The following is a 14,357-nucleotide window of genomic DNA, read 5'->3' on the forward strand; positions in this document are numbered from 1 at the left end:
TTGAAATAATCGTTCCTCATGTGACATTGCATGTTTCTCTGCGTAAGATGAGTATACCGTCAATGTTCACTGCGGGACCGGGCATGAAGCATTCTATGGAGGTCATCATTTTATGACGAAATACCATTTTGTTGGGATCAAGGGTACCGGAATGAGTGCCTTGGCACAAATTCTGCAGGATCTGCATCATGAAGTGCAAGGATCCGATGTTGAGAAACGCTTCTTCACACAAAAAGCGCTGGAAGATAAAAAAATAAAAATTTTGCCTTTTACACAAGACAATATAACTACAGATGAAGTCGTTATTGCTGGAAATGCTTTCCCTGATCAGCATGAAGAAGTTGCACGTGCAAAAGAGCTGAACGTTCCGGTTAAGCGGTACTATGATTTTCTTGGAGAACTGGCTAAGCAATACACGAGTGTCGCTGTTACCGGAACCCACGGAAAGACATCGACGACCGGGCTGCTGTCATTCGTTTTTGAAAAATTCGCTCCCACTTCATATTTGATTGGTGACGGAACCGGATCAGGAAACGAAAAGGGTAAATATTTTATCTGGGAATCCTGTGAATATAAAAGGCATTTCCTGCACAGTGTTCCTGACTACTGTATCATCACAAACATCGAATTTGATCACTCTGATTATTATAAGGACCTTGATGACGTGGTAAGCGCATTCCAGGAATTGGCCCTTAAAGTAAATAAGGCGATTTTTGCCTGCGGCGACAATGAGGAACTGCAGATGATCAAATCGAATGTCCCGATTATTTATTATGGTTTTAATGAGGAGAACGATTTTCAGGCGCGGAATGTTGATTTTCTTCCCGACGATTCAGGGACAACTTTTGACGCTTACGTTCGCAATGATTTTTACGGACATTTTAAAATCCGCGGATACGGGAAACACAATGTGCTCAATGCACTTGCTGTGATCGCATTCTGCAATTATATGAATGTGCCGATCCAATTGGTTCAGGAGAGACTCGCTCAGTTCCTGGGTGTCAAACGCCGCTTTTCGGAAACGAAACTGCCCGATTTTGATCAGATGATGATTGATGATTACGCCCATCATCCGACGGAAATCCGCGTGACAATACAGGCGGCCCGTGAAAAATATCCTGATCGAAAAATTGTCGCTATTTTCCAGCCGCATACTTATTCCAGAACGATGACTTTCATGGATGAATTCGCGGATGCATTGAAAACTGCGGATCAGGTCTATCTCTGCGATATTTTCGGTTCGGCACGTGAAAAAAGCGGTAAAACGTCGATCCACGATTTGCAGGATAGAATCCCGGGATCCCATATTTTGCACAACAGCAATATTGAGGATCTGAAGAGCTATAGCCATAGTGTACTTCTGTTCATGGGGGCCGGTGATATCCAAAAATATCAGAGTGAATATAAAAAAGTACTGAAACCCTAAGACTGGCAGTCCCCTTTTTGCTTTTTTTCAATATTGTTAAATGATAAGATGAAGAAGAAGAAGTTCTGACTGAAGCATCTTAATCTCCGTATTCTGTTATTTAAAAGGTATAGAAATACGCTTTTTTATCAAAATAATACAGTATCGACAAAAAGGGGGAATTTCGGTGGTTATTATTCTTTATTTGGCGGTCGCCATTATCGCAGTCGCATTTTCGGTTCTTGTTTATTTTCTTGCGCAGACACTTAAGTCTGCGCAGAAAACGATGGATGATGTTGCTTCAACCCTTGAAGATGTACAGGAACAGATGAAAGGGCTGAATGAAGAAACCACAGAATTGCTTCACCGGACAAATCTGCTCGCTGCCGATGTTCAGCACAAGTCCAAGAGCTTGAACAGTATTTTTGACGCGGTTCAGGGCTTCGGCGAATCTCTGGGCAATGTTAACGACTCCGTCCGCAAGGTTACTGAGAGTATTGAACAAAGCGGGGAAGAGCACTCAGGAAAAATCGCGCAGACACTGCAATGGGGCAAGGCGGCAATTGATCTGCTGCATCGCTGGCAGAACGGGAAGAAATCCAACGGATAAAAACGTGATCAAGGAGTGGACAAGCCATGGGGAATGCTAATGGACAGCTTAAAAAAAGTCCTGCTTTCCTGTCCGGAGTTTTGCTCGGGAGCCTGATTGGGGCGGCTGCGGTCTATCTTATTGCGGTGCCTTCCGGGAAAAAACTGTTTCAGGACGTTCGGCAGGAAACGATTTCACTTAAAGGGAAAAGTACCGGCTTAATAAAAGCTGCGCGACAGAAGTCTATTGATTTGAAAAAAGCGGTAGTTCCAAATAGAGGAAATTCAGACAGTACAGAACGGATGATCCCCATACCCAGGGACTATGTCTGACAAATCAAAGAGATTATTGGGACTTTCTGTCGTTTCTTAACATATTTTAGATAGCTTAATACTTAATGGTTTGTTATGATAGATGTAATTAATGAGATAGGACATCAATTCATTTTGATGTATTTTTGTAATGCAGAAAAATGAAAACGTTACAGAGCGTGGATGTTAGCAAAAGGGGAGGAATGGACAATTGAGTGCTACAATCTATGATGTTGCCCGTGAAGCAGGTGTTTCCATGGCAACAGTTTCCCGTGTGGTCAACGGGAATCCGAATGTTAAACCGACAACCAGAAAAAAGGTTTCTGAGGCGATAAAAAGGCTTGGATACCGCCCAAATGCTGTGGCACGGGGTCTCGCAAGCAAGAAGACGACAACCGTCGGAGTCATCATTCCCGACATTTCAAGTGTGTTCTTCTCAGAATTGGCACGTGGGATAGAAGACATTGCAACGATGTACAAATATAACATTATTCTGTGCAACTCCGATCAAAACAAGGACAAAGAAATTCGTCTGATCCAGACTTTGCTGGGCAAACAGGTGGACGGTATTGTTTTTATGGGCGGAAAAATCGCGGAAGAGCACATTGAAGAATTTCAACAGTCTTCCGTTCCAGTTGTGCTTGCAGCCACTGTTGATGAAAATGGAAAGATTCCTTCTGTTAATATTGACTACGAACAGGCTGTTTTTGAAGTTATTTCGCACTTCGTCAAGTCTGGGCACCGCAAGATCGGATTTATTGACGGTCCGCTTGAAGTACCGATCAGCGGGAAGTATAAGCTGAACGGCTATAAGCGCGCCCTCTCTGCCGCAGATATCCCATTTGATGAGACGCTGCTTTCCATTGGGGATTATACTTATGAGGCAGGGAAAGAAGCCACGGCGCAGTTCCTGGCACAGGAAAACAGACCGACAGCCATTTTTGTTGATTCCGATGAAATGGCGATAGGCGCAATCCACGAAATACAGGATGAAGGCCTGAAAGTTCCTGAGGACATTGAGGTTCTTAGCAGCGAGAATACACGGCTCGTTCAGATGGTGCGGCCAACTCTGTCGAGTATTGCAGAGCCTACATATGATATTGGTGCGGTTGCGATGCGTCTGCTTACGAAACTGATGAATAATGAAAAAGTGGACAATGCGAAAGTCATCCTACCCCACAGGGTAGATTTCCGTATGTCTACGAAATAAAATAATCGTGTCAAAAGCAGGCTGAAGAGCCTGCTTTTTTTGTGAGAATTTTCAGGGCTGTCCTATTGGGCAGCCTATTTTACAAATTAAGTATAAGTCTTCTGTAACAGCATGAGGCAATGGGTTGTTATGATCAAAGGAGACGGGAACGGCGCAACAGTTGAACCGTAAAAAATGAGTCAACCGAATCGCATGAAGTTTGCACCGAAATCTTAATCAATCGCACTGAATCAAGATGAAATGGAACCAGGAGTTTGAAATTTTTGCAGATCAAGATAAATCCCGCTTTGAATCGTGCTCATGAAATGGCTTTACCAGCCGGATTTGATACTTTACCAGCCGCAATCGCCAATTTACCAGCCGCATCCGAGATTTTACCAGCCAGCAGCTATAATGTTGTATCTTTTCGCTACATTACAATGTCACAATCCATGTTTGCTCCGGCACGGCTTAGGATAGAATTTCCTTAACCCAAAAAGAAAAGGCCCGTTTTTTTTATACAGCAAAAAAAGTGGTGCAAAGAAATAAGAAGAAGTGTTTAAAAAAAGCTTTGCTTCCCTTTTTCAAGGGAGGCAAAGCTCCAATCTGAAAAAATTGTGTGGTCAGTATGGGTTATGGCCTGATCTTACCCAGAAGCTTCGGATTTGCTGATTTCAGATCGATATAAGGAAAACGTGAGCTCATGATTTCAGGCTTTATTCTGAATCCTCCGGAGGAGATCTGGTTTCCTGGCACGGGTTGATTCGCCGGCTGATTCGGATCCTGACTGTTGTTTTGCTGTGGCGCAGTGGAAGTCGCGTTCGCTGGTTCCAGAGCCTCTGTGTTATCCTTAGGCAGATATTTATTGTTGACGAGATCCGTTGTGACAAAGCCTGCCGATTGACACATCTGAGTCGGTTTCTGATCGGTTAAGCCACACATCTGCGTTTTGGAAATGCCCTGAGGCTGGGTAAAGCCTGTTTTCGGAGCCATCAGCTCCGGATCATCGCGATAGGCTGCGTTAGCAAAACCAGCCCATAATTGCCTGGTCTGTGTCGAATAAGCATACCGGTCCAGCTGACTGTTGTGAGAATAACCATTCCAAACTCCCATCGTTATATTCGGGTTGGATGCAACCAGCCAGGAGTCCCGCCAGTTTTGTGAAGTTCCTGTTTTTCCGGCCCAATCAGCAGAAAAATCAAGCAGACCTGAAAGGCTCCGTCCAGTGCCGTATTTAAAGACGTCGCGCATCATATCCAGCATCAGATAACTGGTCTGCGGAGTAAAAACCTGAACCGGTTTTGTCTGATGTTGATAGACAACGGTCCCTTTGCCGTCAATAATTTTATCAATCATATAGGCATCAACGAAATTCCCGTTATTGGCGAAAGTCGTGTACGCGTCTGTATTCTCTTCAACAGTTACTCCTTTAGTGATTCCTCCCAGTGCCGCGGAAACATTATATCCGTCTGAGCCAACAAGGGATGTAATGCCCATTTCTTTCAGATAATCGGGAGCCTTATTAGTCGCCAGGCTCAGCCTGGTGAACGTATCAACAGCTGGAACGTTGTGTGACAGGGCAAGAGCCGTCCGTACGGTTTCGAAACCATGAAAAAGCTTGGTTGTTGCGGTTGAGCCATAATCGGTCGGCTGATAGCTCTGACCATTCACTGTGCGTTTATATGGCAAATCGGCAACAATAGAACCCGGTTGAATCAGGCCAAGCTCCATTGAAGGGGCGTATACAAGCAACGGTTTCATCGTAGAGCCGTTTTGCCTTGTCACTTCGGTGGCGTAATTATACTGGGAAATCTGAAATCCGCGGCCACCGACAAAACTGATAATTTTTCCCGTTTTATTATCAATCAGTACAGAGCCCACCTGCATTGAATCCTTGATGGTTTTTTGTTTCCCAGAGGAGGATACCGTAATCGTTTTATCGGGACTGTACCCGTTATAATTTTGAGCGACGGTCTGCATGTCGTCATAGATTGACTTGTTAATGGTTGTATAAATCTTGTATCCGCCGTACTGCAGATCCTTCAGGGCGTCATTCATCAATCCGGAAAAAAGTTGATAATGATTCTTTACATCGCTTAAATTATATCCATGCACTTTTGCGATCTGTGCCAGAGATTTGCCCTTATACACATTGTTGCTCTCTTCATAGAGCATCTTCGTGTAATTCTGATAATCGTTATAAAGGCTGCTTCCGTTATATCCCTCCTGGCTTGCCAGTTTCTCCGCAAGAATGATTGTTGCTCTCTTTTCCACTTCCTGAGATAGATAAGGATAATCGTTGCCGGCCACTTTCCCAGGCTTCGAGAAATGTTTGCGGTAGTCATATTTCAGTGCCGAATCCAGCTGAGCTTTATTAATATAACCGGTCGCATACATTCGCTGCAGTACGGTATGTGCTCGGCTGATACCAGCCGAAACGTCACTCTTCAGGCCACCCCGGTTTTTAAATGGGGTGTAGGTAAACGGATTTTTCGGCAGCCCGGCAAGAAAAGCGGCCTGCGGAATATTCAACTTGTCCGCGCTGACATTGAAAATACCTTCAGCGGCAGCTGAAGCACCTGCTACATTCCTGCCTGTGGAATCCCGGCCGAAGGGCGCCATGTTGAGGTAGGATTCGAGGATTTGATCTTTATTGAAAAATTTTTCAACACGCATGGCAAGTAATATTTCTTTGAATTTTCTGTCAATAGTGACTTGACTGTTCAGAACCTGGTTTTTTACCAGCTGCTGTGTGATCGAACTTCCACCGGAAACTTGAGGCTCATGTAGAAATTGTTCCAGACTTGCGCGAATGACCGCTTTAGGGACCACTCCGTGATGCTGGTAGTAAAGTTCATCCTCAATCGCTACTACCGCATGTGTCAGATTTGGTGAGATATCGCTCAATTGAGTTTTTGTACGGATCAGGTCGCTGTTCATCTTGCCGATCGGAATATTGCCTGCAAAATAACTTTCGCTGCTCTCACTGTAGCTGTTAATGTCCTTGTTCAGAGTGCTGTAACTAAGCACAGGCTGATTTCTGACCAGCTTCGCGAAATAGCCTGAAGCCGTACCGACAGCAAAAAAAGCGCCGATGACAAAAACACAAAGGGTGATCAAAAAGGACTGCCAGATTATATTTTGTGCTCTACGGAGAGTCCGGACGGCTGGGCTCGTGGACCAAAATTCCGCAAGCCTGTTAAAAAGGTCGGAAAAACGTTTGAATTGGAGCCGCATGGCATATCTCCTTATATTGAAGTATGAGACAGATGGGGTGTAAATCAAAAAATAAACGCATTAATTTTCTTAACACTTTAGGAAAGAATCCTACGCTGCAGGTTGATTTTACCAAGTTTTCTTTATCTTAGCCTAAATGAAATGGCTTGAAAAGGAAAAACAAGGAAGCTTGCAGCATCTATAAAAAAATCCCGCCTGCTTTGAGCGGACGGGAAAAATTCAGCCTTATTATTTCGAATAAAATTCGACAATCATAGCTTCTGTGATTTCCGCAGGAAGTTCTGATCGTTCCGGAAGCCGGCTGAAAGTCGCTTCCAGATTCTTTTCGTCAAACGATAAGTATTCAGGAACGAATGTGTTCGTTTCCAGAGAGTCCTTGATAATATCAAGATTCCGTGATTTTTCCCGAACGCCAATCGTTTCGCCCGGCTTAACGCGATATGAAGGAATATCAACGCGTTTGCCGTTTACTGTAATATGACCGTGATTGACAAGCTGACGAGCCTGGCGGCGTGTCCGTGCAAGACCGATCCGGTAAACCAGATTGTCGAGACGGGATTCAAGCAGAATCATAAAGTTTGCGCCGTGAACGCCTTTTAATTTAGCCGCATCGTCAAATGTGCGGCGGAACTGACGTTCATTCAGCCCATACATGAAACGCAGTTTCTGTTTTTCCTGCTGCTGAAGACCGTATTCAGACAGCTTGATACGCTGGGTCGGGCCGTGCTGACCCGGTGCGTAAGGACGCCTTTCAAGTTCTTTTCCCGTACCGCTGAGCGAAATGCCCAGACGGCGTGATTTCTTCCAAATCGGACCAGTGTAGCGAGCCATAAATATGACTCCTCCTTCGTCATTTTATTAGGGAACGTTCAGTTACACAAAACAATCCCTGTATGGTATAAAATGACACTTCCGGGAGTTTTTTCCGAAGCTATTTTGCCATCTTGCATCTTCGCCCAGGCAGCCTAGGTTACGCGGTGCACCTCTTAAGTAGAGGAACAAAATAAAAGGACTTCGAAATCTTTCCGGTTCTGCCTCATTTTACACAACCGCCATTATACCGTTTTTGGAGGCTTCCTGTCAAATTCACATGGACATTCCATTATAGATAAAGGGCCAGCGTTTCGGCAAATGCCTCAAGAAATTGCTGATCATCTTCGGAGAAACGTTCAGTAACCGGGCTATCAATGTCAAGAACACCAATTAGCTGATCACCGGCCATCAGTGGGATAACGATTTCCGAACGCGAATCCTCATCGCAGGCAATATGTCCGGGAAATTCGTGGACATCGGCAACACGGATGATTTCCTTCTTTTTCGCAGCGGTCCCGCAAACCCCTTTACCAACCGGAATGCGGATGCACGCCGGTTTACCCTGAAAGGGTCCGAGAACAAGCTCGTTCTTCTCAAGCAAGTAGAATCCGACCCAGTTAATGCGGTCCAGGCATTGATTGAGCCAGGCGGAGCTGTTTGCCAGGTTGGCGATCTTATTCGGCTCGTCTTTTATTAGCGATTCAAGAACCTGAATTCTTGTTTTATTGACAGAATTCATCATTTTTCTCCTCGGTTTTCTAATGAATTACCCTCATTTTATCAGATCAGGAAGAAAGTTTCAGCCGGGCTGTCGAAAGATTTTTGCAGGGGTAGCGGGCTTTTGTAAGAAAGTTTTTATATTATAGGATATAATGTGTTCATCTGGGAAGGGATGCGTGCTTATGGCGACAGAACAAGTCAATCCGGGCAGCGGAAGAAAATCGAAGGAAGCAGTCATCCATTCTGCTCTGAAGCTGTTCAATATGTCTGGGTATGACGGGACATCGGTACGGGCGATTGCCAAGGATGCCGGCGTCAACCTTGCGCTTGTGTCCTATTACTTCGGAGGAAAGCAGGGGTTGCTCGAGTATTTGATGTCCGCTTTTTTTGAAGGCTATCTGCAAGAGCTGGAGCAGGCGGAGCGTGATTCCGCCTCGAAAAAAGATACGTGCGATCGGCTGGTGTACATAGCCGACATGTTGATTACTTACCAGCAGAAGTTTTTTTACCTTTCCCGCTTCTGCCATAGGGAAATGACACTGGACAATCAGTTAGTCCGTGAGCTGATGTCTAGTTATCTGATGAAGGAAAAATATGTGCTGATCCGTCTTTTTGAGAAAATTCTTCCTGATGCGGCGATGGATCCTTCAGCAGCAGAATTTGCTGTTCTCCAATACAGGGATTTGATCATCATGCCTTTTTTGCAACCCCAGTTTCTTCGCGAAGTGTTTTTTCTGCGTCCGAGTGAGCCATCATTTCGCATCAATTATCTCCACTACATCAGCCGGTGGGCGAAGCAGCTCACGGGCCAGAGAAAAGAGACTGGCGAATTAAGGAGTCAGCCGAACAGATGAATTAGATAATCCGCAACATTTTTTCCGATCAAAGCCACTGTTATCACGACAAACAGAACCTTTACATAGGAAGAACCTTTTTTGATGGCGAATTTTGCGCCGCACCATGAACCGGCGATCAGCGCGGCGGCCATCACAGCACCGATTCTGTAATTGACGTATCCGAGGATAGCAAAAGTGATTAATGCGGCGATATTGCTGCCAAAGTTCAGAACCTTCGCATTACCGGCTGCACTGATAAAGTCAAAGCCAAGCATCAGGAATGAAAAAATGAGGAATGAGCCCGTTCCGGCACCGAGAAAGCCGTCGTAAAATCCAATTGAAAAGACAAGGGGAAGAAACCAGGAACTGTTTTTTTTCGTCAGGCCGATGTATGTAGATGAAGCCCCCCACTTTTTCTTTGTCAGGGTGTAGACAGTCACGGCGCAGAGCAGGGTCAGAATCAGCGGGCGAAGAAGCGATGGCGATAGAAAGTGGACAAGCAGGACGCCGAATGCTGATCCGATAAAAGACAGCGGAAATAATTTTAAGGTGAGCCCGAGATTAATTTTCCCAGAGCGGATGAAAGTCAGTGTGCTAGTCAGTGATCCCGTGGAACTGGCCAGTTTATTTGTGCCTAGCGCAATCTGCGGCGGGAGGCCGACCGAAAGCAGTGCCGGGGTGGATATCAGTCCGCCACCGCCCACTACGGAGTCAATGAAGCCGGATGAAAATCCCGCCGCAAGCAGAAATAAATAAGTCATAAAATCCGTCACTGTTCAGCCATCTCCGTTCAATTGCAAAGCCTGTCATGCAGCTGATTATAACATTCATGCCTGAATTTGTGCAGTCATTCCCGGATAAGAGACATGATTTCCGGGGAAATGATGTAAAAATCGACGGTTTATTACTTTTTTTACCCTTAGCAGATGGTTTTTTTGATACAATAGAAAATAATTGGATTCAGGGTTTCATACGAGAATGGGGGAAATTCCGTATGCTTTATTTGGTGATCGGTCTTATTTTGCTAATTATTCTTATTATCGCCTATAGTACGTGGAGGAGAAGGAAAACGTATGGGGAGATTGATCGTACCGATGCACGGAGGACGGAAATGGCGAACCGCCCTCTCGCCAACGAACTGGCAAAAGTGAAAGAACTGAAAATGGCTGGAGAGACGGAAAAAAATTTTGAAAAATGGCGTTCCGACTGGGATGGTATTGTTACGGCTGATCTCCCCTCAATTGAAGAAAGCCTGTTTGAGGCGGAGGAGCTGACTGACAAATATCGTTTCAAGAAGGCGGAACACCTGATCAAAGACTTAAATGAAAAAATGGATAAAATTGATCTGAAGATCAATGAAATATTAAAGGAACTGAACACCGTTATAGAAAGTGAAAGCAAGAACCGTGAAGATATTACACCGATCAAAGAATCCTACCATCGGATCAAAAAACTGATGATCACGAGGCGCAGCCAATTCAGAGAGGCACTTCCTTTGCTCGAGGAGAAAGTGAAACAGATTGACGGACAATATCAGAAATACAGTGATGAAACGGATAGTGGAAATTATATAGAGGCGCGGGATGTTTTGCTGCGTGTCAAAACGGCTATTGATACTGTCGACAAAGAAATCGAACGTGTTCCGGATCTTTATGAAGACATCAGACAAACCATTCCGGATCAGCTCAGGGAACTGCGCCAGGGAAAAGCTGAAATGGAGGAACAGGGCTATTCTCTCGAACATCTTCAGATTGATACACAGCTTGAGGAGACGGATAAACAGCTGCAGGTACTCGAAGAAGCTGTGGGCAGGCTGGAACTGGATCAGACTGGCGAGGGCTTAAAAGGAATACATGATCAGCTTGACTGGTTGTACGGACAGCTTGAGAAGGAAGTGTCAAGCCGGAAACAGGTCATCGAACTGGCGCCGGAGGTTGAAGCTAAACTGGGCAGCGTCGGTGAACAGCTTCAGGAAGTGTCGACCGCGACGGAGTCTTTCAGGGAAAGTTACCACATTAATGAGGAAGATTTGAATGCTCAGCGGGAGATTGGCAGAACCTATCAGAAACTGAAAAAAGGTTATTATGAAGCGGATGACCTGCTGAAAAAACACACTGAAGCTTTTAGTGAGGCTCTCGAACAGCTTAAAGCGATCAGGACAGACATTGAAAATGTTGAGTCGCTGACGGCTGAATTTGATGAAAAAATTAAAACGCTCCGAAAAGATGAAACAGCGGCAAGGGAAACGATTCGAAAGCTGAGGCACTCACTTTTTGAAACAGGTCGGATGATCAGGCAAAGCAATATTCCCGGAGTCCCTCAATCTTTTGCGGCGGCGATGGACCAAGCAGGGGAACATTTGAAATTTGTTGATGAAAAGCTGGATGAAAAGCCCTTGAATATGGCGAATGTACAGGAAGCATTGAACGACGCGGCGAAAGATACGGAGGATGTCCGGGATCAGGCGCAGACGCTCGTTGATACAGCATCTCTGGCTGAAGAAATGATCCGTTACGGGAATCGGTATAGAAGCACTGATCCGCAGATTGACAGCCAGCTGAAAGAAGCGGAAAAATTATTCCGTAATTATGATTATCGGGCTTCAGCCGAGACAGCTGTTAAAGCGGTTGAAAGGAAAGAACCGAAAATCATGAAACGGTTTGACCTGTACCAAGAGCATCAGGCCTGATCTTTCGACAATTGCATCAGGCCATGATAAGATTCGGATAAACGTCAGAGAAAGATAATAAAGCCGGAGATACCGGTGTTAAAGCGACAGCTGAAAGGAGTTAACAGTTATAAATGATTTATTTAGATAACAGTGCAACGACGAAACCGTATTCGGAAGCAATGGATACATATCGGACTGTTTCTGAACAGTTTTTCGCCAATCCGTCCTCGATCCACTCGCTTGGCGGGAAAAGTGAGTCACTGCTTTCGAAATCTCGTGAGCAGGTGGCACGGCTTCTTGGCGTAGATGACGGAGAGATTGTTTTTACTTCAGGAGGAACAGAGGGCAATAATCTGGCTATAAAGGGGGCAGCACTTGCCTATCGCAGCCGTGGCCGCCATCTGATTACGACCTGCGTGGAGCATGCTTCCAGTATGAATGCATTCAGACAGCTGGAGGAGATGGGTTTTGAGGTCACTTATCTCCCAGTTGATCATGATGGCCGGATTTCATTTGAAGACTTCAAGAAAGCGTACAGGAAGGATACAATCCTCGTCTCGATCATGCATGTGAATAATGAGGTCGGGACAATCCAGCCTGTCAGGGAAATTGGAGAATTTCTGAAAACAAAGCCGACAACTGTTTTTCATGTCGATCATGTTCAGGGCTTTGCCAAAGTTCCCCTGCAGCTTAAAAACAGCGGGATTGATCTATGCACCATATCAGGACACAAATTTCACGGACCGAAGGGGACAGGCATCCTGTATGTCCGTCAGGGAACAGTGATCGCTCCACTCCTTTCAGGTGGGGGACAGGAGGGCGAGAGGCGATCGGGAACGGAAAATCTTCCCGGTATCGCCGGGATGGTACGGGCGCTCAGAATGACCCTTGAACATGAAAAAGATGGCATTGCTCATTTGTCTGACCTTCAGGCTCAGCTGCGGAAGGGACTGTCCGGAATCGAGAATGCCGTCATACACACGCCGGTTTCCGGGGCGGCGCCGCATATCGTAAATGTCTCGCTGAAGGGTATCCGTTCCGAAGTGCTTGTCCATGCACTTGAGAAGGATGAAATCTATGTGTCGACAAAGTCGGCGTGCTCATCGAAGGATTCCGGAGCCAGTGACATTCTGATGGCAATGGGCATCCCCGAGGAAGAAGCAGCGCAAGCAATCAGAATCAGTACGGCATTTGAAAATACGAATGAAGAAATCGCTGCCTTTCTTTCCGCACTGGCTGAAAATGTGCAGCAACTGAAAACAGTCATGAGGTGAAATCAGTGATTTACGATTATTTAGTGATCCGTTTTGGGGAAATCACACTCAAAGGTAAAAATAAAATGAATTTTGTCCAGAAGCTTGAAAATGACGTGAAGGACAAGTTAAGCCGTTTTTCTATGCTTGGCATCAAAAGGCATTTTGATGACATTGAAATTCAGCTTAATGGTGAGGATGCTGATCAGGTTCTCTCGGTTCTGACACGCATTTTTGGTATTCAGAACATTTCATCCGCAATCAAAGTGGAGAATAATCTTGACGCGATGCAGGATGGGGTGCTTCGCGTCATGAAAGCCGAAAATGGTGTCCGCACATTTAAAATTGCCGCACGCAGAAAAGACAAACGCTTCCCCATTCACGGAAGTGAACTGAATCAGGGGCTGGGTGCGTATGTGCTGAAAAACTGTGAAGGTGTTTCTGTTGACGTTCACAATCCCGATATTACACTGCGGGTTGAGGTGGGCTACCACGAGACCAGAATCTATGGCCATGAATATGACGGCGCAGGAGGTCTCCCTGTTGGGACAAGCGGCAAAGTGCTACTGATGCTGTCCGGAGGGATCGATAGTCCTGTCGCCGGCTACCTGCTCGCAAAACGCGGAGCCACGGTCGAAGCCATACACTTTCAGAGTCCGCCGTACACCAGCGACCGTGCAAAGCAGAAGGTGATCGATCTGACCAAAAAAATTCAATCCTTCGGTGGAACGGTCAGGCTTCATCTTGTACCTTTTACAAAAGCCCAGCTGGCGATCCGCGACGCCGTTCCAGAAGATTACAGAATTACAATTATGAGGCGGCTGATGTTCCGCATTGCTGAAAAACTGGCGGAGAAGACGGGGGCTCTGGCGCTTGCGACGGGTGAAAGCTTGGGACAGGTAGCCAGCCAGACGATGGAAAGCATGAATACGATCAATCAGGTAACCGATCTTCCCGTTTTAAGGCCGCTGATTACAATGGATAAACTGGATATCGCTAGAATTGCGAAACAAATTGACACTTATGAAATATCAATCCGTCCTTACGAAGACTGCTGCACTATTTTTCTTCCGAAGGCGCCAAGAACCAAACCGGACAGACTGCATGCCGAACGGTTTGAAAAGTCCTTTGATGTGGAAGCCTTGACAGATGAGGCTGTTAACGGAATCGAGACTCTGACGGTCACATCTGAAGACCTTGAGGATGCTTTCAGCGATCTGTTGTGAAGCTGTTATAAGCTATATTTGACAGCTAAATCGACACGTCTTTGTTGAAATAATTACCACCTCCCTTTTTGTATGCCTCTAATCGTGTCTGCACATGATAATGGCAC

At 45.6% G+C, this 14,357-nt stretch carries 13 protein-coding genes; 9 read left to right on the forward strand and 4 right to left on the reverse strand.

What is annotated here, in order from left to right:
- The first annotated feature begins 112 nt into the window (after positions 1-112).
- The 5 genes from murC to E4665_RS05485 all read left to right on the forward strand — a co-directional run bounded on the left by murC (position 113) and on the right by E4665_RS05485 (position 3,985).
- Complete coding sequence (gene murC, locus E4665_RS05465) at positions 113-1,426, forward strand: UDP-N-acetylmuramate--L-alanine ligase (RefSeq protein ID WP_135347783.1); 1,314 nt, start codon at positions 113-115, stop codon at positions 1,424-1,426.
- A 166-nt stretch (positions 1,427-1,592) separates the two neighbouring features.
- Positions 1,593-2,015 carry a DUF948 domain-containing protein gene (locus E4665_RS05470; protein WP_135347784.1) on the forward strand — a complete coding sequence of 141 codons (423 nt, stop codon included), beginning with the start codon at positions 1,593-1,595 and terminating at the stop codon, positions 2,013-2,015.
- Positions 2,016-2,041: 26 nt separating this feature from the next.
- The gene (locus tag E4665_RS05475; RefSeq protein ID WP_135347785.1) at positions 2,042-2,326 is read left to right on the forward strand and encodes a YtxH domain-containing protein; all 285 of its coding nucleotides are present in this window, start codon (positions 2,042-2,044) and stop codon (positions 2,324-2,326) included.
- 190 nt (positions 2,327-2,516) lie between these two features.
- Positions 2,517-3,515 carry a catabolite control protein A gene (gene ccpA / locus E4665_RS05480; protein WP_135347786.1) on the forward strand — a complete coding sequence of 333 codons (999 nt, stop codon included), beginning with the start codon at positions 2,517-2,519 and terminating at the stop codon, positions 3,513-3,515.
- A 263-nt stretch (positions 3,516-3,778) separates the two neighbouring features.
- A complete protein-coding gene (locus E4665_RS05485) occupies positions 3,779-3,985 on the forward strand; it encodes a hypothetical protein (RefSeq protein WP_135347787.1) in 207 nt (68 codons plus the stop codon).
- A 142-nt stretch (positions 3,986-4,127) separates the two neighbouring features.
- Here E4665_RS05485 and E4665_RS05490 read toward each other — a convergent pair whose 3' ends face one another.
- From E4665_RS05490 to E4665_RS05500, 3 genes are all read right to left on the reverse strand, one after another.
- Positions 4,128-6,731, reverse strand: a complete 2,604-nt coding sequence (locus E4665_RS05490; RefSeq protein ID WP_135347788.1) for a transglycosylase domain-containing protein — start codon at positions 6,729-6,731, stop codon at positions 4,128-4,130.
- A 228-nt stretch (positions 6,732-6,959) separates the two neighbouring features.
- A complete protein-coding gene (rpsD, locus tag E4665_RS05495; protein ID WP_135347789.1) occupies positions 6,960-7,562 on the reverse strand; it encodes a 30S ribosomal protein S4 in 603 nt (200 codons plus the stop codon).
- 271 nt (positions 7,563-7,833) lie between these two features.
- The gene (locus E4665_RS05500; protein ID WP_135347790.1) at positions 7,834-8,283 is read right to left on the reverse strand and encodes a GAF domain-containing protein; all 450 of its coding nucleotides are present in this window, start codon (positions 8,281-8,283) and stop codon (positions 7,834-7,836) included.
- Positions 8,284-8,446: 163 nt separating this feature from the next.
- On the opposite strand from E4665_RS05500, the gene refZ reads away from it, so the two are divergent.
- Positions 8,447-9,118 carry a forespore capture DNA-binding protein RefZ gene (gene refZ, locus E4665_RS05505; protein WP_135347791.1) on the forward strand — a complete coding sequence of 224 codons (672 nt, stop codon included), beginning with the start codon at positions 8,447-8,449 and terminating at the stop codon, positions 9,116-9,118.
- On the opposite strand, the gene E4665_RS05510 is transcribed toward refZ, so the two are convergent.
- Positions 9,103-9,861: a sulfite exporter TauE/SafE family protein gene (locus tag E4665_RS05510; protein WP_135347792.1), complete on the reverse strand. Its 759-nt coding sequence runs from the start codon at positions 9,859-9,861 to the stop codon at positions 9,103-9,105. The genes refZ and E4665_RS05510 overlap by 16 nt on opposite strands.
- 233 nt (positions 9,862-10,094) lie before the next feature.
- Here E4665_RS05510 and ezrA point away from each other — a divergent pair, with 233 nt between their 5' ends.
- The 3 genes from ezrA (at position 10,095) to thiI (ending at position 14,250) form a co-directional block, all read left to right on the forward strand.
- Entirely contained in the window at positions 10,095-11,789 is a 1,695-nt protein-coding gene (gene ezrA / locus E4665_RS05515; RefSeq protein WP_135347793.1) for a septation ring formation regulator EzrA, read from the forward strand.
- 113 nt (positions 11,790-11,902) lie between these two features.
- Positions 11,903-13,045, forward strand: a complete 1,143-nt coding sequence (locus tag E4665_RS05520) for a cysteine desulfurase family protein (RefSeq protein WP_135347794.1) — start codon at positions 11,903-11,905, stop codon at positions 13,043-13,045.
- A gap of 5 nt (positions 13,046-13,050) precedes the next feature.
- Positions 13,051-14,250: a tRNA uracil 4-sulfurtransferase ThiI gene (gene thiI / locus E4665_RS05525; RefSeq protein ID WP_135347795.1), complete on the forward strand. Its 1,200-nt coding sequence runs from the start codon at positions 13,051-13,053 to the stop codon at positions 14,248-14,250.
- Positions 14,251-14,357 lie beyond the last annotated feature (107 nt).

The sequence above is a fragment of the Sporolactobacillus shoreae genome, from assembly GCF_004684935.1.
Classification (GTDB): Bacteria; Bacillota; Bacilli; order Bacillales; family Sporolactobacillaceae; genus Sporolactobacillus; species Sporolactobacillus shoreae.

What these genes read in the sequence shown, in the direction of transcription:
- E4665_RS05520 (WP_135347794.1), top strand. Translation starts at nt 11,903, where the DNA reads ATGATTTATTTAGATAACAGTGCAACGACGAAACCGTATTCGGAAGCA.
- E4665_RS05510 (WP_135347792.1), bottom strand. Translation starts at nt 9,861, where the DNA reads ATGACTTATTTATTTCTGCTTGCGGCGGGATTTTCATCCGGCTTCATT.
- E4665_RS05490 (WP_135347788.1), bottom strand. Translation starts at nt 6,731, where the DNA reads ATGCGGCTCCAATTCAAACGTTTTTCCGACCTTTTTAACAGGCTTGCG.
- E4665_RS05500 (WP_135347790.1), bottom strand. Translation starts at nt 8,283, where the DNA reads ATGAATTCTGTCAATAAAACAAGAATTCAGGTTCTTGAATCGCTAATA.
- ezrA (WP_135347793.1), top strand. Translation starts at nt 10,095, where the DNA reads ATGCTTTATTTGGTGATCGGTCTTATTTTGCTAATTATTCTTATTATC.
- rpsD (WP_135347789.1), bottom strand. Translation starts at nt 7,562, where the DNA reads ATGGCTCGCTACACTGGTCCGATTTGGAAGAAATCACGCCGTCTGGGC.
- murC (WP_135347783.1), top strand. Translation starts at nt 113, where the DNA reads ATGACGAAATACCATTTTGTTGGGATCAAGGGTACCGGAATGAGTGCC.
- refZ (WP_135347791.1), top strand. Translation starts at nt 8,447, where the DNA reads ATGGCGACAGAACAAGTCAATCCGGGCAGCGGAAGAAAATCGAAGGAA.
- E4665_RS05475 (WP_135347785.1), top strand. Translation starts at nt 2,042, where the DNA reads ATGGGGAATGCTAATGGACAGCTTAAAAAAAGTCCTGCTTTCCTGTCC.